This is a genomic window from Streptomyces sp. NPDC052043, assembly GCF_044548235.1.
Taxonomy (GTDB): Bacteria; Actinomycetota; Actinomycetes; order Streptomycetales; family Streptomycetaceae; genus Streptomyces.
This window is the reverse complement of the sequence record NZ_JBIUBT010000017.1, coordinates 63,729-83,034: the sequence shown is the minus strand read 5'-3', so window position 1 is coordinate 83,034 and position 19,306 is coordinate 63,729. Positions and strand designations below refer to the sequence as shown.

Annotated in this window: 15 protein-coding genes and 3 pseudogenes; 11 read left to right on the top strand and 7 right to left on the bottom strand. The window is 69.9% G+C overall.

Annotation, left to right across the window (positions count from 1 at the left end; genetic code table 11):
* Window positions 1-46: 46 nt before the first annotated feature.
* Window positions 47-688, top strand: coding sequence for a superoxide dismutase (locus tag ACIHCX_RS32975; RefSeq protein WP_400036079.1), 642 nt, complete (start codon window positions 47-49; stop codon window positions 686-688).
* 39 nt (window positions 689-727) lie between these two features.
* Here the strand turns inward: ACIHCX_RS32975 and ACIHCX_RS32970 are convergent, their stop codons facing one another.
* Window positions 728-1,636 carry a helix-turn-helix domain-containing protein gene (locus ACIHCX_RS32970; protein WP_400036077.1) on the bottom strand — a complete coding sequence of 303 codons (909 nt, stop codon included), beginning with the start codon at window positions 1,634-1,636 and terminating at the stop codon, window positions 728-730.
* Window positions 1,637-1,713: 77 nt separating this feature from the next.
* On the opposite strand from ACIHCX_RS32970, the gene ACIHCX_RS32965 reads away from it, so the two are divergent.
* A complete protein-coding gene (locus ACIHCX_RS32965; RefSeq protein ID WP_400036075.1) occupies window positions 1,714-2,571 on the top strand; it encodes an alpha/beta fold hydrolase in 858 nt (285 codons plus the stop codon).
* A gap of 140 nt (window positions 2,572-2,711) precedes the next feature.
* Here the strand turns inward: ACIHCX_RS32965 and ACIHCX_RS32960 are convergent, their stop codons facing one another.
* A complete protein-coding gene (locus tag ACIHCX_RS32960) occupies window positions 2,712-3,410 on the bottom strand; it encodes a hypothetical protein (protein ID WP_400036073.1) in 699 nt (232 codons plus the stop codon).
* 1,152 nt (window positions 3,411-4,562) lie between these two features.
* Between ACIHCX_RS32960 and ACIHCX_RS32955 the strand changes: the two genes are divergently transcribed.
* Complete coding sequence (locus ACIHCX_RS32955) at window positions 4,563-5,432, top strand: alpha/beta fold hydrolase (protein WP_400036071.1); 870 nt, start codon at window positions 4,563-4,565, stop codon at window positions 5,430-5,432.
* 27 nt (window positions 5,433-5,459) lie between these two features.
* Here ACIHCX_RS32955 and ACIHCX_RS32950 read toward each other — a convergent pair whose 3' ends face one another.
* Together ACIHCX_RS32950 and ACIHCX_RS32945 are read right to left on the bottom strand one after the other, a co-directional pair.
* Window positions 5,460-6,056 (bottom strand): hypothetical protein, encoded by a 597-nt coding sequence (locus ACIHCX_RS32950; RefSeq protein ID WP_400036069.1) that lies wholly within the window; start codon window positions 6,054-6,056, stop codon window positions 5,460-5,462.
* 30 nt (window positions 6,057-6,086) lie between these two features.
* Complete coding sequence (locus ACIHCX_RS32945) at window positions 6,087-7,151, bottom strand: amidase family protein (protein ID WP_400036067.1); 1,065 nt, start codon at window positions 7,149-7,151, stop codon at window positions 6,087-6,089.
* Between the two features lie 28 nt (window positions 7,152-7,179).
* Between ACIHCX_RS32945 and ACIHCX_RS32940 the strand changes: the two genes are divergently transcribed.
* The 3 genes from ACIHCX_RS32940 to ACIHCX_RS32930 all read left to right on the top strand — a co-directional run bounded on the left by ACIHCX_RS32940 (window position 7,180) and on the right by ACIHCX_RS32930 (window position 12,790).
* On the top strand, window positions 7,180-10,389 hold the full coding sequence (locus ACIHCX_RS32940; protein WP_400036065.1) for a Tn3 family transposase: 3,210 nt from the start codon (window positions 7,180-7,182) through the stop codon (window positions 10,387-10,389).
* 281 nt (window positions 10,390-10,670) lie between these two features.
* Window positions 10,671-11,921 (top strand): IS701 family transposase, encoded by a 1,251-nt coding sequence (locus tag ACIHCX_RS32935; RefSeq protein WP_400036267.1) that lies wholly within the window; start codon window positions 10,671-10,673, stop codon window positions 11,919-11,921.
* 338 nt (window positions 11,922-12,259) lie between these two features.
* On the top strand, window positions 12,260-12,790 hold the full coding sequence (locus ACIHCX_RS32930; protein ID WP_400036063.1) for a hypothetical protein: 531 nt from the start codon (window positions 12,260-12,262) through the stop codon (window positions 12,788-12,790).
* A gap of 246 nt (window positions 12,791-13,036) precedes the next feature.
* Here ACIHCX_RS32930 and ACIHCX_RS32925 read toward each other — a convergent pair.
* Together ACIHCX_RS32925 and ACIHCX_RS32920 are read right to left on the bottom strand one after the other, a co-directional pair.
* A pseudogene (locus tag ACIHCX_RS32925) lies at window positions 13,037-13,141 on the bottom strand (D-2-hydroxyacid dehydrogenase family protein); the annotation flags it as partial.
* Between the two features lie 473 nt (window positions 13,142-13,614).
* On the bottom strand, window positions 13,615-14,523 hold the full coding sequence (locus ACIHCX_RS32920) for a Ku protein (RefSeq protein WP_400036061.1): 909 nt from the start codon (window positions 14,521-14,523) through the stop codon (window positions 13,615-13,617).
* Window positions 14,524-14,648: 125 nt separating this feature from the next.
* Between ACIHCX_RS32920 and ACIHCX_RS32915 the strand changes: the two genes are divergently transcribed.
* Window positions 14,649-14,918: a hypothetical protein gene (locus tag ACIHCX_RS32915; RefSeq protein WP_400036059.1), complete on the top strand. Its 270-nt coding sequence runs from the start codon at window positions 14,649-14,651 to the stop codon at window positions 14,916-14,918.
* Window positions 14,919-15,464: 546 nt separating this feature from the next.
* Window positions 15,465-15,851: a hypothetical protein gene (locus ACIHCX_RS32910; RefSeq protein ID WP_400036057.1), complete on the top strand. Its 387-nt coding sequence runs from the start codon at window positions 15,465-15,467 to the stop codon at window positions 15,849-15,851.
* Between the two features lie 102 nt (window positions 15,852-15,953).
* On the opposite strand, the gene ACIHCX_RS32905 is transcribed toward ACIHCX_RS32910, so the two are convergent.
* Entirely contained in the window at window positions 15,954-16,088 is a 135-nt protein-coding gene (locus ACIHCX_RS32905) for a hypothetical protein (protein ID WP_400036055.1), read from the bottom strand.
* Window positions 16,089-16,706: 618 nt separating this feature from the next.
* Between ACIHCX_RS32905 and ACIHCX_RS32900 the strand changes: the two genes are divergently transcribed.
* The 3 genes and pseudogenes from ACIHCX_RS32900 (at window position 16,707) to ACIHCX_RS32890 (ending at window position 19,269) form a co-directional block, all read left to right on the top strand.
* Window positions 16,707-16,838, top strand: a complete 132-nt coding sequence (locus tag ACIHCX_RS32900) for a hypothetical protein (protein WP_400036053.1) — start codon at window positions 16,707-16,709, stop codon at window positions 16,836-16,838.
* Between the two features lie 116 nt (window positions 16,839-16,954).
* Window positions 16,955-17,886 (top strand): annotated as a pseudogene (locus ACIHCX_RS32895) (aminoglycoside phosphotransferase family protein).
* A gap of 144 nt (window positions 17,887-18,030) precedes the next feature.
* Window positions 18,031-19,269, top strand: a pseudogene (locus ACIHCX_RS32890) (IS701 family transposase).
* Window positions 19,270-19,306 lie beyond the last annotated feature (37 nt).

The following is a 19,306-nucleotide window of genomic DNA, read 5'->3' as shown; positions in this document are numbered from 1 at the left end:
TGCACTTGCAACTCGTTCGCAATAAAGCCGAAGGATGATGCCGGCCATGACGGTCTACACGCTCCCGGAACTCCCGTACGACTACGCGGCGCTCGCCCCGGTCATCAGCCCCGAGATCATCGAGCTGCACCACGACAGGCACCACGCGGCCTACGTCAAGGGCGCCAACGACACGCTGGAGCAGCTCGCCGACGCGCGGGACAAGGAGTCGTGGGGCTCGATCAACGGTCTGGAGAAGAACCTGGCCTTCCACCTCTCCGGGCACATCCTGCACAGCATCTACTGGCACAACATGACCGGCGACGGTGGCGGCGAGCCGCTGGAGAAGGACGGCGTGGGGGAGCTGGCCGACGCCATCGCGGAATCGTTCGGTTCCTTCGCGGGCTTCAAGGCGCAGCTGTCCAAGGCCGCGGCCACGACCCAGGGTTCGGGCTGGGGTGTGCTGGCGTACGAGCCGCTGAGCGGCCGCCTGATCGTGGAACAGGTCTACGACCACCAGGGCAACGTCGGCCAGGGCTCCACCCCGATCCTGGTCTTCGACGCCTGGGAGCACGCCTTCTATCTCCAGTACAAGAACCAGAAGGTGGACTTCATCGAGGCGATGTGGCGGGTCGTCAACTGGCAGGACGTGGCCAGGCGCTACGCCGCCGCCAAGGAGCGCGGCGACAGCCTGCTGCTCGCGCCGTGACGGCCTAGGCCCGCGGATGTCCTGCTCGTGATCGTCTTCTCACCCTTCACCGGCAGGCGCACGGTCAAGTGCTCCCCCCGGCACGCTGCCCGGGGGAGCACTTGGCATGGCGGTTGTTCTGCGACTGGGCCATGCGATGTCGTCGACGGCGAGAAACAGCTCGTCGCCCACGGTCGCCGGGGTCGCCCCGGTGAACGCCTTGACGTCCCGATGCAGGTGGGACTGGTCGGCGTAGCCGGTGTCGGCCGCGACGCGGGCCGCGTCCTCACCCGCGACCAGGCGGTGGGCGGCATGGTCGAAGCGGACCAGCTTCACGGCGCGCTTGGGCGGCAGGCCGAGCTGCGACCGGAACCGGGACCACAGCCGCTTACGGCTCCACCCGACCTCGGCCGCCAGTCCGTCGACCCGGGCGAGCCCACGGGTGCCGACGATCCGGCGCCAGGCCCAGGCCATCTCCGGGTCCACCGGCGGCCCCGCCTCATGCCGGCGGGCGAGCAGCGCGTCCGTCAACTCGAAACGGTCCTGCCACGACGAGGCAGCGCCGAGTCGCTCGCGGATCCGTGCCGCCTCCCGCCCCCACAGGTCGTCCAGCGACACGACGGCGCCGTCGAGGTCGGCGGGGGAGGTGCCCAGAATCGCCCGTGCGATCACCGGGGACAGGCGCACCTGCACGCACTCGACGTTCTCTCCCCGAGCCCGGACCGCGCCGCCGGACCCGAGCCCGGGCCCGGCGGCGAAGCTTCCCCGCTGCTGCCGCCCCGGGGCACAGTCGAGGACCGGCGAACCGGTGCCGAACTCCAGGAGCAGCGTCACGGCCGGGTACGGGACGATCCGGAGCGTTTCCAGCTCACGGACACGGAACCCGGCCATGCTGACGCCGGCCGTCCGGCTGGGCCGCCGCGGGCACTCGACGCCCCACACCGCCGCACCGCGCGCAACAGTCCGCATCGTCCCATGCTAGGGGAGCCGGCCAAGGGGAACATTCGTCCAATCCCCCGGCGCGTACCGGCGCCGACACTGGGCTCATGACTGTTTCTGACGGCGAGTCGTACGTGAACGGCGGCGCCGAGGCCACCGAGAGTTCCACTCTGTCGCTGGACGACTGCGACCTCCACGTGTGCCAGGACGGCCCCCGCGCCGCCCCCGCACTCCTGCTCATCCACGGGTCCGCGTCCTCGGCCCGCTCGTGGGACCGGATGGTTCCGCTGCTGACCGGATCGCACCGCGTCATCCGGATCGACCTGCTCGGGCACGGCCGGTCGGCCAAACCGGCCGACCGCAGCTACGCGGTCCCGGACCAGGCACGTCGGGCCGGCGAGGCACTGGACCGGCTCGGCGTCGAGCACGCCGTGGTCGTCGGTCATTCCAGTGGCGGCGTGGTCGCCACCGCCCTCGCCGAACTCCGGCCCGAGGTGGTGACCGCGCTCGCGCTCGTCAACACCGGACCCGGCCTGGACGCCTTCATCGCACCGGAGTCCGCCGCGACCGGCCCCGCGCAGTGGCCGCCGTCCGACGAGCAGCTCCGGCGGTTCGCGAGCACGGCCTTCAGCCGCGCGGGCTACCAGTTTCCGGAAGAACTCCTGGACGACGTGCGCGGGATGACCTCCCACACGTTCACCACGACGATGCGGGCCACCCGCTCCTACCTGGAGCAGCGGGCGCTGCCGGAGCGGCTGGCGGTCCTGGGCAAGCCGTTACTGGTGCTCTTCGGCGAGGACGACCGCAGGTGGCGATCCTCGTCCGCCTCCGAGTACCGCGCGGTTCCGGGCGCGAGGATCGAGTTGCTGCCCGGTCTCGGACACACGCCCCTGCTCGAGGATCCGCCGCGGACCGCCGCGCCCTTGCTGGCCTTCACCGCGATCCACGCCGTACGGGCGGACTGAGGGAAAAGGAGGGGCACCATGCGGATTCTCGTCTCCGGCGCCGGCAGAAGGAGCTGCTGCGCGGTGCGTTCGCCGGCATGCAGCCCAACGGCAGGGCTGCCCTGATGGACACGCCCCGCCGTGGGCGCAGGCCGGTCGGGTTACCAGTGCCTGTGGCGCGCGCAGCGCTTGTCGTGCTGGTGACGCTTGATCCTGGTGAGGTTGGTGGCGGTGTGGGTGGTGGTGCCACCGCCGCCGGTGACGGTGGCGGTGTTCGTCACCCGGGCGCGGGCCCTGCAGGAGACGTCGACCTTCAGGGTGATGGGAGGGTAGCTGCTCCCGGCGAGGAGGACGTCGCTACGGGTGCAGGTGAGGGTCTTCAGGGTGCAGTTCCATCCCGTGCCACGGATGCGGTCGGCGCGGAGCCCGGCGGGGAGGGTGTCGTGCACGGTGACCGTGGTGCCGTTGGTCGGGGCGGCCCCGGCGGCGTTGCCCACGGTGATGGTGTAGGTGCCGTCCTGCCCCTGGATGAAGTGCCTGGTGTGGGTCTTGGTGATGGTCAAGGACGGGACCTTGTAGGAGATGGTCACCCGGCCGTTGTTGTTCGCCGTCCCGATCGTGGACAGCGCGTAGCTTGTGCCGGTACCTGTGGGGGTGGCGAAGCTGCTGCCCCCACCACCTCCGCCTCCACTCCCCGAGGTGCCGCGGTTGTCGACGGTGGCGCTGCCGCCGCCCCCGCCGGCGAAGTACCCGCCCCCACCGCCCCCACCGGCCCCGATGATGGTGAGGCCGCAGCCGGCGCCGATGCTGCCGCCGCTGCCGCCGGTACCGACCGTGGTACCGGAGAACCCGCCTCCCACCCCGCCGTTCGTGGCGCCACAATGCGTGCCGGTGCCCGCGGTACCGGGAGTACCCCCGGTGCTGGTACTGGTGCTGCGGCCGCCCCCGCCCTGCCCTGGTGAAGACCCAGGGCCGGTGACACTTCCCGTGGTACCGGCGGTGGCATCCGCCGTCGTGCCGGTGCTTCCGTTGCCCCCGTTCCCCCCTGGAGAGCCTGCTCCGGTGCCGCCGGCGGCACCGCCGCCCCCGGCGACCGCCAGCAAGGAGCCGCCCGCGCTGACACTGGACGCGCCACCCCCGCCCGGACCTTCGTACCGAAAACCAGGGGCCGGGAAGGCCCGCCCGGGGCGCCGCCGTTGAACCCGCCGGCACCCCCCACCCCGCTGCCGTTGCAGCCCTGGCCGCCGGTACCGCCGACGTTGACGGTGTAGGTCGTCGGTGCGGCGGTTTGCGGGAGGGTGGTGACGACCCGCGCCCCCGTCCCACCGGTCCCCGTGACGGAACAGGGGGTGCCGGTGTTGTCGGCGCCGCCGGCGCCGTCCGCGGTGATCGTGACCACCACCCCCGCCGGAACCGTCAAGGTCTGCGGAGCGCCGGTGAAGGTGAAGGTCTGCGACGGATCAGCCCTCTGTGCCCACGCCGGCACGGCCCCCGCCGACGTGGCGGCCGCCGGTGGAGCCGTGGCCGCCAACAGCGCCATGCCGGACAGCAGGGCGCACCCCGCCCGTACCACCCCCACAGAGCGCGATACATCACCCTGTCCACGAGCACTCATCCGCGGGTTCACCTCTCCTCACAGCGAAGCGCCCCGCATCCCTCACGCGACAAGACACGGGCGTGACAGGACACCTGATAGATAATCATGACAAAACATCATTAGATACCCTGATCCAAATTCTTTCGACGTAGCGCGGTAAGGAGAAACCTCGTGTGTCGCAGCGTCCCGTGCGAGCCGGCGAGAAGGATGAGCCGTATCGCCGACCCGGCCTCGGTCGTGCGGAGATGGACGCATGTCAGCATCGCCGGCCCGCCGGCCGCGCGAGGTCGTCTCCCCGGCCGAGACCCGGGACGCGCTCGACGCGTTCCAGCGGGCGGTCGAAACGGGCGAGGGTCCGGTGGAATTTCCGGCACGTAGAGCGATGAGTTCCGGACGCCGTGGCAGTCCAACTGTCATGACGACTCAGATCCTCACCACGCCCGAGGCCGACCTCGCCTACGACGTCCACGGTCCGCTGCCGACCGCCGACGGACGTCCGCCCCTGCTCATGATCGGCCAGCCCATGGACGCCGGCGGTTTTCGCACCCTGGCGTCGTACTTCCCCGACCGCACCGTGGTCACCTACGACCCGCGCGGTCTCGGTCGCAGTGTCCGCAAGGACGGCCGGGTCGACCACACACCCGAGCGGCAGGCCGTCGACGTGCACGCCGTGATCGAGGCGCTCGGAGCGGGCCCGGTCGAGATGTTCGCGAGCAGCGGCGGCGCGGTGACCGCGCTCGCCCTCGTGGCCGCGTACCCCGACGACGTGACCACCCTGGTGGCGCACGAGCCGCCGCTCATCCCGGTACTTCCCGACGCCGCGGCCGCCGAGCGCGCCCGGGCCGCCGTCCGGCAGGCGTACCAGGACCGGGGCTGGGGTGCCGGCATGGCGGCCTTCGTCGCGATGACCTCGTGGCGGGGCGAGTTCACCGACGACTACTTCGCCCGACCCGCCCCGGACCCCGCCGCGTTCGGGATGCCGGCCGAGGACGACGGTTCCCGCGACGACCCGCTGCTGTCCGACCGCTCCTGGGCGGTCAGCGGCTACCGGCCCGACGTCGACGCCCTGACCGCGCCGCGGACGCGGGTCCTGATCGCCGTGGGCGAGGAATCCCTCGACACCCTCACCGGACGCACCTCTCAGGCGGCGGCCGAACTGCTCGGTCAGCAGGCGACGGTGTTCCCCAGCCACCACGGTGGTTTCCTCGGCGGCGAGTCCGGCTACGCCGGCCGGCCCGAGGCCTTCGCACGCAGGCTGCGCGAGGTCCTCGACGAGGCTCGCTGACGGCCGGCCTTCCCGGCGGGGCAGGTGTCAGAACTTGCCCGACTGCTCCGCCGTTCGGTGCCCCAACTGCCGGCTGAACTCCGCGCAGAAGCGGGCGGAGAGCGGCGGCCACCCCCAGAAGTCGAAGGCGAGGGCACCCACCGCGAAACCGGGCTCCCACCGCCACTCGGCGACCGGGACCCGGGCGCCGCAGGCGGAGCAGGGGACGGTGCCCTCACCGGTGTCCTTCCAGGCGGAGAGGGCGTCCCTGAACGGCCGCCAGACCTCCTCGTCCGCCTCGAACGACTCGGGGTAGTCGATGATCACGGTCTTGGTCTCGCACCGCGGGCAGACGGCGTACTCCGCCTCGTCCTCTCCCTGGCCCCCGCAGTGGTGGTCGCGTCCGACGATCACGGCCACCGGGCCCGGCCGCCAGTTCGGGTCGGAGGAGTCGGCCACGGCCCGCGCCCAGTTCGGGCCCGGCACATGGCCCTCGTCCACGTTCGCGCTGTACACCCCGTCGCCGGACGTCTCACGCGTGATCAGACCCTCGGTGACCATCCAGTCGACCATCCGCTCCGCGAGCGGCCCGGCCTCCTCGCCGGTCACCTCGACATCGACGATGCGCTCGAAGAAGTCCCCCATCGTCCTTCCGCTCCTCTCGATCGTCGTCCGTCACTGTGCCACCCCCCTCCGACAACGCCGCAGCCCCGGCTCGGGTGCCGGAACCGCCCCGAGCGACCGGGGGACGGCGCCAAGACGGGTGGCGCGGTCGGCGATGTCGAGGAGTTGTCGCTCCTCGTGGTGGCGGACGACGAGTTGGAGACCGACGGGTGCTCCCTGGGCCGTGATCCCCGCCGGAAGGCTGAGCGCTGGATGCCCGCTGAGGTTGAACGCCCAGGTAAGGGCGACGCTCATCCGTGCCCCTGGTCCGTCGTGGCCGTGCGGGGGGTGAGGCGTGGTGGGTGTGAGGACGACGTCGGCTCGCCGGAAGCAGTCGCGCAGCCGCTCCTCGTTGGTGGTGACGACCCTGCTGACATCCTCGGTCGAGGAAGGCATCCCCGCGCGGAGGGCCGTCCAGGCAGGGGCGGGGTCGAGGAGCGTCAGGCCGGAGTCTTCGGCGAGGGTGATCAGTCCGGCCTCCGCGAGACTTTCCGCCGAGCGGCGGGCACTGGCGGCGACCGCCGGACTGGTGTCCGCGTATCCCAAAGTGGCCGACCAGACGGCTCTCAGCGGGTACGTGGAGTGGACGGCCGGCACCGGCGGCTCGGCCACCGCGTCGAGATAGGCGAGGGCGTCGCGCGGGTCGCCCACCAGGACGCCGGGCGAGTTCAAACCCGCCCGATCGCGGGCCGGGAGCCGGCCATTGGTGGGCTTGAAGCCGACGACGCCGCACCATGCGGCGGGGATGCGTACCGATCCGGCACCGTCGGATCCACTGGCGAGGGGGACGAGTCCGGCGGCGACCGCGGCCGCCGAACCCGCGGAGGAGCCGCCGGGTGACCACGCCGGAGCGAGCGGGTTGAGGGTGGGGCCCCGGTCCGTGTGCCCGTAGGTCTGCCAGCCACGGCTGGTACGCGGCACCGAGGTCGCACCGACCGGCACACACCCGACTGCCACCAGCCGGGTGTTCTGGTAGGGGTGTGACCCAGATACGCTCCAAACCCGCCACGGGATGATCTTGGACGGCTGATCGCTCCGTCCGTCACCCGTCCGGCTCTGTCTCGTTGGTGGAGACATTGGGCTGTCGTACGGGCCGGGGTGGGCTGTGACTTCGATCGAGCGGACTGCGTATCCGCGGTTCAAGCGGCTGATCAGTGCGCATGAGCTGCATCTGTTCTTCGCGCCGAGCCGTGAGGAGGCGGCCTGGGCGGCGGATCGTACGGACTCCGAGGGGCACCAGCTCGCGCTGCTGTTGGCGCTGAAGTCGTACCAGCGCATGGGCTGCTTCCCGAAGCCGCAGGAGTATCCGGAGGCGGTGGTGGACTTCGTCCGCCGCGCGGTGGAGCTCCCGGAAGGGACCGTGCCGGCCGCGACGGGCCGCACGGCGGAGCGACAGCGCAGTTGGGTACGCCGTCGTCTGGACGCGCGTTACGAACCCGCGCGGGCCCGGCAGGTCGCCGAGGAGGCGATCCGGGACGCGGCGGCGTCGAAGAACCGCCCCGCCGATCTGATCAATATCGGGTTGGAGAAGGTGGTGGAGGCCGGCCTGGAGATCCCGGGCTTTTCGATGCTGGACCGGGCGGCAGCCCGGATCCGCGCCGAGGTGAACGGCTCGCTCTTCGCCCGCCTCCACGAGCGGATGGGACCCGAAGGCAGCCAGCGCATGGCTGATCTGCTGGACAACCGGCTCTCGGACGGCACCACGGAGCACAACGGGCTGAAGAAGCCGGCGAAGTCGCCGACCTGGTCGCACTTTCGCCAGCAGAAGGAACAGCTGATCTGGGTCGACGGCCTCGGGTCCACCGCCGAGTGGCTGGACGGTGTGGCCGCGGCGAAGGTGAATGACTTCGCCGGCGAGGCCGAGGCGGCGGACGCACCGGGGATGCGCGACTACGAGCCCCTCAAGAGGGCCGCCCTGCTGGCCTGCCTGGTACGCAAGGCCCAGATGCGGGCCCGCGACGACCTGACCGCGATGTTCACCAAGCGGGTCGCGCTGCAGGTCAAGCGCGCCAAGGAGGAGCTGGCCGAGCTACACGAGAAGCAGCAGGCCATGGTCGAGGCGCTGATCGTCAACTACCGCACGCTGCTGCAGCACGTCGACGCAGATGGCCCGGCTCAGCAGGCGAAGACCAAGGCCGGGCAGCTTTCCGCCGAGGTGCTCAAGGTGCTCGGAGACATCGAGGCGGACACCGGGGCCAAGCAGGTGGCGGAGAAGTTCGGCGGCGCGGTGGCGCCCGCACTGCATGCGCTGGCGGCTGCGGTGACCACGCAGGCCGGCGGGCTGGCGGCGGTGCTGCGGGCCGTGGACAGCTTCGGCGGGTTCGACGGGCAGTACGAGCAGATCGAGAAGGTTTCCGCGCACCACGGCGACTACTGGGAAGTGCTGCTGTACGGGCACCTGCGCAAGGACCGGGCGGTGATGTACGACTTCACCAAGCTGGTGGAGCTGGTGTCCACCACCGACGACACGAAGGTCCTGGACGCCCTGGAGCACGCGCGGCTGCACAAGCTCGCCCGGGACTTCATCCCCGACACCACTGCGGATGGCGAGGAGGTCGATGTTTCCTTCGCCACGAAGAACTGGCAGAAGGCGATCCGGGACAAGAACCGGCCTGGCCGCTTCGTACGCCGGCACTTCGAGGCGATGGTCTTCCACGCCCTGGCCGAAGCGCTGCGGACCGGGGACGTGGCGGTGTCCGGCTCCGAGGATCACGCCGATTGGAACGACCAGCTCCTGCCGATGGACGTGGTGAAGGCGAAACTGCCCGCCTTCCTGGCCGAGGTCGGCCTGGCCGAGCCGGGCGAGGAGATGTCGTACGACGCGGCGAGCTTCCGCACCCAGCTGCAGGACAGGCTGACCGCCGCGGCGGTCGGAGCGGATGCCGGCTACCCCGACAACGAGGGGCTGGTCATCGACCCGGAGACCGGGATCCCATCGCTGAAACGCCACCACGCGGACGGGCAGACGCCCTCGGCGAAGCGGCTGGAGGAGGCGATCAAGGCACGGATGCCGGAGCGCACGCTGCTGGGGATCACCGCGCGGACGGCGTACTGGGTGGAGTGGTGGAGGCGCTTCGGCCCCGCCTCCGGAGCGGAACCGAAGTTAAAGGACCCCTTCGGCCGGTACGTGCTGACCACGTTCACCAAAGGCACCAACATGGGCCCGTACGAGGCCGCCAAGCACATCCCCGGCGTCAGCGGGCACGAGCTGTCGCTGGCCGCCAACCGGCACTTCTCCATCGCGCTGCTGAACGAGGCCATCGCCGACGTCGTCAACGCTCACGCCGAGCTCGACATCTCCCAGGCGTGGGGCGACGGATCCACCGTCGCCGCCGACGGCACCCACATGGACACCTACCTCAACAACCTTCTCGCCGAGACCTCCATCCGCTACGGCAAGCCCGGCGGAATCGCATATCACCACATCTCCGACACTTACATCGCACTCTTCACGCACTTCATCCCGTGCGGGGTGTGGGAGGCCGTCTACATCATCGAGGGCCTGCTGAAGAACGCCTCGGAGCTGAAGCCGACCACCGTCCATGCGGACACGCAAGGCCAGTCGTTCCCGGTCTTCGCCCTCGCCCACCTCCTCGGCTTCGACCTGGTCCCCAGGATCCGCAACTGGAAGGACCTGACCTTCTACCGGCCCACTCGTAGTACCGAGTACGTGCACATCGACGCCCTGTTCGGCGAGCCGGGCAGACACGTCATCGACTGGGACCTGATCGAGTCGCAGTTCCGGCACCTGATGAAGGTGGCCGTCTCCGTACGGGATGGTGCGATCTCCTCCACGCTGCTGCTGCGCCGGCTGCGGGCGGGCTCCAACAAGAACGCCACCTACACCGCCTTCCGCGAGGTCGGCCGCGTCATCCGCACCATCCAGCTGCTGCGCTACCTCACCGACGCGCCGCTGCGCCGACGGGTGACCGCGGCAACGAACAAGGTCGAATCCTTCAACCGGTTCTCCCAGTGGGTCGGCTTCGGCAACGGCGGCGTGATCGCCGACAACGACCCCGTCGAGCAGGAGAAGACCGCGAAATTCAACGCGCTACTCGCGAACGCGGTGATCTTCCACAACGCGCTCGACATCGCCGAGATCGTGCGCCAGCTGCAGGCCGAGGGGATGGAGATCGATCCGGAGGACCTGGCGCAGGTCTCGCCGTACCTGACCGAGCACATCCGCCGCTTCGGCGAATACTCCACCCACGAACTCGGCGACGAGCCGGCCGCCTACGACCCGCGCCTGGACATCGACTTCACACCGCTGCGCGGCGAGGAACCCACCGCGGCCGGCTACACCGCTGCTGCCTGACCCCACCCCCGTGGAGTACACCGATCGTGCCGCCCGATGCCCTTTGACGCAACCAGTCACGACGGCTCGACGGCCGGTCAGGTTGAGGTCCATCTATTTCCCGCCTTCGGTTTGGTGGTATTAGTACTCCAGCAGGACTTTGCTGTCTGACCTGGGGTTTCGCTGGGCGGCTGGAGTGTAGCGGGCCGCGGAGTGGTCAGGGGTGGCCTTCGGCAGGCGGCCCCTCGATCGTGCGACAGCGCCGCAGGTAGTGACAGCGTGCGGGGCAACCTCCCCACGTGATCACCGCGCGTGTTGCCGAGCAGTGGGACCTGGAACTGGACGACCTCTTCGTGACCATCGGCCATCGCTTCGGCCGGGTGGAACTACGCCGCCGCATGCGCGACTACGTACGTGGTCTGCTCGCACCGGTGGCCCGCAAGAACAGCTGGCAACTGGCCGAGCAGGCAGGCCACGCAACCCCTGACGGCCTACAGCACCTGCTCGCCGGAGCGAAGTGGAACCCCGACGATATCCGCGACGACCTGCAGGAATACGTCGCCGAAAACCTCGGCGGGACCGATGGCGTACTCATCATCGACGACACCGGGTTCATCAAGAAGGGCGTCACCTCCGCCGGGGTCCAACGCCAGTACTCCGGCACCGCCGGCCGCACCGAGAACTGCCAGATCGGCGTCTTCGCCGCCTACGCCACGACCCTGGGCCGGGCCCTGGTCGACCGCGAGCTCTACCTGCCCAGGACCTGGACCGAGGACCGCGAACGCTGCCGCGCGGCCAAAGTCCCTGACGAGCGGGTATTCGCCACTAAGGGCGAGTTGGCCCGGCGCATCGTGCTGCGGTCCCTCGCCTCGCCACTGCCCAACGCCTGGGTTACCGCGGACGCCGCCTACGGCCAGGAGGGCCGCTTCCGCCGGCTGCTGGAACAGTCGGGCGTCGGCTACGTGCTGGCCGTTCCCAAGTCCCAATTCACCGTGGGCTGCCCCCGCATCGACGGGCTGTTCGCGCAGGCCCCGGCCGAAGCATGGGAGAAGATCTCGTGCGGAGACGGCGCGAAGGGACCGCGTGTCTACCACTGGGCAGCAGTGCGGCTGCCGGCGGTCGCTGAGTTCGACTACCAGGGCGAGATCCCCCACCGGATGCGGTGGGCGCTGGCCCGACGCAGCATCAGCAAGCCCGATGAGATCGCCTACTACCTCGCTTACGCCCCTTTGGAGACCACCGTTCGGGAGCTGGTGCGGATCGCCGGGACGCGCTGGGCGATCGAGGAGTGTTTCCAGGCCGCGAAGAACGAGTGCGGCCTGGACCAGTACGAGGTCCGTCGCTACACGGGCTGGTACCGGCACATCACTCTGGCCATGCTCGCGCATGCCTTCCTGGCCGCCACGGCGCACCAGGTTCGGGAAAAGGGGGCGGCACCGGTGGGACATCCGGGGCAATCGAGTTCACAGTGGCGGAGATTCGGCGACTCCTGGCAGCTTGTCGTCCCCGACCGCCGCACCTTCGTGGCTGCCGAGGACGACACCACGCGCTGAGCTGGTCGAGCTGGCGCCGACAACGCCAAGCAGTCGCCCGTCGCTGTCACTACCTGCGGCGCTGTCGCACGATCGAGGGGCCGCCTGCCGAAGGCCACCCCTGACCACTCCGCGGCCCGCTACACTCCAGCCGCCCAGCGAAACCCCAGGTCAGACAGCAAAGTCCTGCTGGAGTATTAGTACTCCAGCTGTAGATCGTGATCACGCTTGGGCTGTGGCCGGGCGGTAGTAGTGGCTTGGGGCCCCGCTGTGAAGCAATTCCAGGGGCCCCGCACTCGCGCCACGGTTGAGTACGCGTACTCACGCCCCCGCCACGCCCTCGAAGGGACACTCGGATCATGACCCGTCGTACCAGCACGGCCGCAGCCGCGGTGCTCTGCGTCCTCGCCCTGACGAGCTGCGGGAAGGACGCGGACGATCTCTTCTCTAATCTCAACGGCACCAGGTCGTTCCACGCCTCCGAGCACGAAACCCCGAGCAGCGGCACGGCCGGCCCGGACACGCCGCCCTTCTACGGCGACAACAGCCGGGCGCGACGCCCGGACCTCCCGGACCCGGCTGACGAGAAACGAGCCCGGGAGAAGGTCAAGGACATCACGCAGGCCCTTGAGGACCTGCGGCGTCAGCACCGGACCCGGCCCGCCCAGGTACGGGAGGCCCTTGCGCCACTGGCAGCTCCCGCCCGCCTGGAGGTGGTGACGGAGTGGCCCAGCTCAGGAGACGAAAGCCCTCCTCAGGGCAGCATGTACGGGATCTGGATCGGCAGGACCGCCTGCGTCACCGGTTCCGTCACCGCGGAGCGCGTCTGGGCGAACGTCAACGGCCACTTCCCGGAGACGGGCTGCCTACCCCCGGCGCGGACCCATTGAGGTGGTGGCCGTTCCCGTCTCCATACCTGCCCCAACCAGCAAGATCACGATCTACAGCCGGAGCTAGGGCCTGTCCGACGGATCTTGCCGGGCTGCCGCTACTCGGCCTCCTGCTCGGCTTCGTCACAGACGCCGTCGTCTCGGCCGCAGGCGCCTGAGCCGACCGCGCCTCCGGCATCGGCCTGTCCGCCCACGGCCACCGACCGTCGGCCCCGATCGCGGCGACCGACAACGGTCAGCCGAGACGCGTACTGGCTCGCTCGCGAGGTACGCCTGAATGTCCTCCACGGCGTGGCCGTAGTGCGTCGCGTACTGGGTCCGCGGGACGCAGCCGAGGTGTGGGGTGGCGAGCTCCGTCCGCGACCACCCTGCCGGATTCCGAAACCATCACCACCACGCGGCGGTTGGGCCACGCGGACGCGTCCGACAGTGTTTCCCGAGCGTCCTGCGGGCATGGAGTCATGCGGCTGCAGCGAGGAACAGATCCCTTGGGTTTTGGCGGAGTTCGGACTGTTCGCGACGGTAGGCCTTGTCCTGACCGTCGGCGTCGTGATGCTCTTGGCGGGCTGGCTGCTGGCAACGGCGAAGTGGCTGATCAGGAATCGGGTACGCCGCCCAAGGCGCGGCACCACAGACCCGGCGCCCGCGCCGACGACGACCAGCGAGAGCCCCCGGGACGGGTCTCTGCTGTCCGGCTTCACCTGGCGCTACGAAGATCCCTGACCGAACGACCATGATCCGCGGCCATTCGCACCGGCCGCGCGCTGTTCGCGGCCTGGTCAACGCCCAGGGCCTGCCCGGCGGGATCAGGCCGGCTCGGCACTTTAGGCGCTGCGCGGCTTGCGGGCCGGCTTCTTCGCCGCGGTCTTCTTCTCCGTCGTCTTCTTGGACGGCTGCTTCTTCGCAGCCTTCTTCTTCGGCGCGGGCATCTCGTGCACGTCGGCCTCCCCGCGAGAGGCCTTCGCTTTCTGCACGGACGCGTTCAGTGCGGCCATCAGGTCTAGCACCTGCCCGGGCTGGGTCTCCGGCTCCGTCGCCGCGGGCGGCTCCCGGTGCTCGCGTTTGGCCTCGATGATCTCCTGGAGCGCCTCGGTGTACGTGTCGCGGAACTCTTCGCCTTCGAGGTCGTCGCGCACCATCGTGTCCATGAGCGCCAGGGCGCCGTCGATCTCACCCTCGTCGATGTCCACGGGCGGCGGGTACAGCTCCTCCGGGGAGCGGATCTCGTCCGGCCAGAGCATGGAATGCAGCACCAGCACGTCATCTCGCACCCGCAGCAACCCCAGCCGCTCCCGACCCGACCACGCGTACTTCGCCACGGCCACCTTCGACGAGCGGCCCAGCGCCTGCACCAGCAGCTTGTACGGCTTCGCGGCCACGGCGCCGTCCGGCGCCAGGTAGTAGCCCTCTCCGATTCGGATCGGGTCGACGGACTCCAACGGCACGAACGCATCGATCTCGATGGCGCGAGCTGTCGGCAGCGGAAGGGCCCGCAGTTCCTCGTCCGTGACAGGGATGACCTGGGTCTTCGACCACTGGTAGCCCTTGCCGATCTCCGACTGCTGGACCTCGCGGCCGTCGATCTCGCAGACCTTCCTCACCCGCACCCGGCCCAGGTCCTCCAGGTGGTACTGGTGGAAGCGGACGCTGTGGTCCTCCGTGGCGCTGACCACGCGGATCGGCACCGTGACCAGGCCGAAGCTGATCGCACCGCTCCAGATGGTTCGGGGCATGGCAGACCTCCACAGCAGGCCCCGAGCAGCATCAGCCTACGAGCCGCTCAGCCGACGCGCACTCAAGGAAACGCCCACCCAGTGAAGGGGCGGGCGTCGTCATGCCCGCTCTACGATCGGTACACGTGGCACACGCCTTTGAAGAACTCGTGGGCATGCAGCGGGCGGCCGACACCGCGAACGCCCAGGTCCAACAGCTCCGCGACCAGTACGGCCCGCCGACGCAGCACGAGTGGACCGAGACGCAGACCGCGACGTACGAGACCGCTTGGCGCGCCTGGCGCGACCTCGCCCGTGACCTCCAGGCCGCGGTCACCGAGTACGCGACGGAGCAGGGCCAGGCCCGCAACGAAGCCGAGGCGGATGTGAAGAAGCACGCTCGGCACCCGGAGTAGTTCGTTGACGCGGTCTTCTGTCGTGCCGGCGTTCGTGCGTAGGGGCGGCGTTTACCACAGCGGGGGCGCCCGCATTCGGCCCGCCGGTCCCTGTACCCCTGGGACCGGCGGGGCGACCTGCCGCGCTACCGCTGGCTGTCCGCTGGGCGTCTCGCCGTGGTGTCAGATGACGGTGTCACCCCCGCCGTCGGGCGCAGAGTCCAGCGAGAAGCGGGGCTTTCTGTCCGCCGTGCTCTGCGGCCAGCGGACCCCTGCAGCGGCGATGTCGTGGGGGCGAGGCCCGCTCGGTGGCGGGGAAAGCGTGGCGAGAGCCGGTTGGCGGCGCGGGCGAAGCGGTCCTCGCGTTCCGTCCGCCACCGCCACATCTCACGGGGGAAGCCGAGCAGGCACAGGCGGAAGAAGTGGCTTTCGAGGGAGGCTGGCCGACCGTGGGGCTCTGTGCTGAGTACGAGTACTCATGTTCGCCAGGACACCAGATGACAGGCTCCGCGACATGACGTACGGGGATACTGTTTCGAACTGCCATCACTGTGGGGGGACACGACCATGACCAGGTTTCTGAGATCCGCCTTCGCGGTCACGCTTCTGGCCTCGGTCACCGCCTGCGGTGCATCGTCCGTGCCGGCTGTCTCTGCGGGTACGCGTACTGGCTCGGGTTCTGCCGAGACATACCGTTCGGTAAACCCGGAGCCAGTCGCGGCCGTCATGCCCGACGTTGTCGGTGGCAACGCCGGGCGTGCGCAGGAGCAGATGGGCTCCGAAATGGACATGATCTTCGAGGACGCAAGCGGGCAGGGCCGTCCGGTGGACGACCCGGCTGAGTGGAAGATCTGCAACTCCAAGCCGGGACCGAACCAGCAGATCACTCATTTCCCGGTGGTCTTCGGCGTGGTGGGAGTATCGGAGAGTTGCGAGGACACGGTGCCGGAGTGATGCCCCGAGCACTCCGGCGACCCGGCACGGTCTGCAATGATTCGCGTCGGTGCGCACTGGCACCACCAGTCGGACGAACTCTCACAGCACCGGTGGGGGCGGTCAGGCCGGCGCGGGCGGCGGCCGGGTCACCGCGTCGCCGATGCCTTCGCCGGTGATCCGGCCGGCGGGGTCTCCGATCTGTTGGCCGTTGCGGTGCATCGGGTGAGCGATGCGGCCGCGCCGGTCGATGCGCACGAACAGGGCCGGCAGGGGGGCGGCCGTGCTCGATCAGGCATTGGCGCCAGGCTCGGACTGCGCGGACGGGGCAGGTGGCCGGGTTGGAGCCGTAGGGCACGCCGAGCGGGCCTTCGTGGTTGACCTTCGGCCGCCAGATCTCGACGGCCAGGCCCTCCTCGACTTCCTCGAGGTCGGTCCAGTCCAGCAGCCGCAGTTCGGAACGGCGGGCGGCGAGGGCGAAGCCCAGCAGCAGGACAGCGACGTCCCGGCGGCCGATCGCGGTGGCGGTGTCGGTGGCGGCGATCATCTTCCGGAGCACGGGCGGGGTGGCGGCGGCCGCCCGGCGGGGTCGGCGGCGTGGGTCCTTGCTTTTCTTGCGCTCGGTCTCGTGGCCTTTGAGCACGCGGCGGGCGCCGACGGTGGAGGGCTTGGGCAGATCGGCGGCGCTGTGCGCGACGGCGATGGAGGCCAGGGCCCGGTCCATGGTTCCGGGGCTCTTGTCCTCGCCCTTCAGGTGGGTCATGTACTCGGTGAGGGTGTCGCCGGTCGCGGGCAGGGCGTGGCGGGCCGGTGTCCGCGCACCAGGTGGTGAAGCGCGCCCAGTCGCCGGCGTAGCCGCGGCGGGTCTCGGCGGGGATGCCCTCCTCGACCGCGGCGCGGGCCTCGGCCGACAGTCCTCCCGTCCGGCTCGTCGGGACGACGGTGGAGACGGCGGTCTCCACGGCGATGGGCGTGGTCTCCATGGACGGCTCCCCGGTGCGTTTCTGACTCTTGTTAATACTCCAGCTGTAGATCGCGATCTTCGTAGTGCGCGGCCCGTCGGGCGGCGGCAGTGACTGGCTTGGGCTTGGCGGCTGCGGCGGGCTGGCACGTAGGGTGCCGGGGTGATCGCGATACCAGAGGAGTTCGCACAGAGCACCGTCGACCGCGAGGGGGAGGCTGGAGCGGCGTGGCTCGCCGAGCTGCCCGGGATCGTGGAGGACTTGCTGGGGCGCTGGGGGTGCGTGCCGGATGGCGAGGTCCTGCACGGGGGTGTCGGAGTCATCGTTCCGGTACGGCGGCGGGCTGAGGAGAGCGCCGTGCTGAAGGTGTCGTTTCCGCATCCCGGCAACGTCCATGAGCCGGATGCGTTCGTTGCGTGGGCGGGTGCGGCGCCGTGCTGCTGCATGAGCGCGATGACGAGCGGTTCGCGATGCTGCTGGAGCGGGTTCAGCCGTCGACCCTGGCGGAGGTCGAGGACGGCGACGAGGTGGTGACGGTCGCCGGGCGGCTGAATCGGCGCCTGGCCATCCCCGCACCCCCCGGCCTGCTCCGGCTGCGTGAGCAGGCCGATGCCTGGGAAGAGCAGCTGTGCAAGGACGCCGAGGAGTTGACGCATGCACTGCCGCGTCAGGTGCTGGATGCCGCCGTGGCGACCGTTCGAGAGCTGGGTCGGGCCCAGCTGGACACTCTCATCCATGGCGACCTCCATGCCCGGAACATCCTGCGTGCCGACCGAGAGCCGTGGCTGGCTGTCGACCCCAAGGGGTATGCGGGAGATCCCGCCTACGACGGCGGCACACTGCTGAAGTCACGCGCGATGACGCTCCTCGAAGCCGATGACCTGCGCAAGGCTGTCTACCGCGTCTTGGACATCTTCGCCGAGACCGCGGAACTCGACCGTGAACGCGTCCAGCGTTGGGCCCAGTTCCATGCTGTCCAGGCTGCGTTCTGGGGCCGCCGCCACGGTTTTCGTGTCGCCCGCAGCGGACCACGGCTGGACTGGCTCACTGAATTCGCCGACCGCCTGGCGGAGTTGCTCACCGAACGCTCGTAGGGCGTGATGGTGCTGGCCGGGCCCGGTGGGTGGACGAGTGGCGGCCACGGTTGATCATCGTGAGCTGTGTGGACTGACGATGAGATGATGGCCGCAGGTCACAGGATAGATCCCACCCGGTGGCAGGAGGCGTTCGCGGCGGCCATGGGCCGCATCGCGGGCCGGTTCGCCCGATACGAACCCCGCCTGCGAGCCGGGCGGCTGGTGCTGGGCCCACTGTCGGACTTGCCCCGCAAGAACTGCTGGACGATCGCGGAGTGGGCCGGGGAGACCAGCCCGCACGGTATGCAGCATCTGTTGTGCCGGGCCGCCTGGGATGCCGAGGCCGTCCGCGACGACGTGCGCGAATACGTCGTCGAGCACCTCCACGACGAAGCCGCGGTGCTCGTCGTCGACGAGACCGGCGACGTGAAGAAGGGCATCCACACCGTCGGGGTCCAGCGCCAGTACACCGGCACAGCCGGACGGATCGAGGACTCCCAGGTCACGGTCTACCTCGTCTACGCCGGCGCCCGGGGACACGCGGCGGTTGACCGGGAGTTGTACATTCCGCGTTCCTGGACGGACGATCCGGATCGCTGCCGGGCGGCGGGGCTCGGCGAGGACACCGTCTTCGCGACCAAGCCTGACCTGGCCCTCAGGATGATCGAACGGTTCCGGGATGCCGGACACCGCGTCGGCTGGGTCACGGGAGACGAGGTCTATGGCGGCAACCCTAGACTACGCTCGGCGCTGGAGGAGCGCGGCATCGGCTATGTCCTTGCCGTGGCCTGCTCGGCCGAGATGGCTACGGGTGCAGGGAGGTTCCGTGCCGATGCCCTGGTGAAGAAGGTGCCGAAGCGGGCCTGGCAGAAGCTTTCGGCCGGACGCGGTGCGAAGGGACAACGGTTCTACGACTGGGCCGTCGTCGACCTCGTCGATCCGACGCCGGGCAGCCACCAGCTCCTGATCCGCCGCAGCCGCACCACCGGCGAACTCGCCTATTACCCCTGCCACTCCACCGAGCCAGTCCCGCTGACTGTGCTGGTCAAGACCGCTGGCTCGAGGTGACGTGTGGAAGAGACCTTCCAGGCCGAGAAAGGGCTGGCGGGACTCGACGAGCACCAGGTCCGCCGCTACCGCTCTTGGACCCGCTGGGTCACCCTGGCGATGCTCGCCCACGCCTTCCTCGCGGTAGTCCGCGCCGACGAACACGCCCGCAGCCCCGCCCCGGACGCCTTGGTCCCGCTGTCCTGCAACGAGATCCAGCGCCTGTTCATCACATTCGCCGTCCAGCCTCGCCACGACATGGCCTACCGGCTCGGCTGGTCGCACTGGCGGCGGCTCCACCAGCAACGATCCCTCACCAGCCATTACCGGCGACAAGCCGCATGCCAGACATGAAGATCGCGATCTACAGCTGGAGTATTAGGCAGACTCG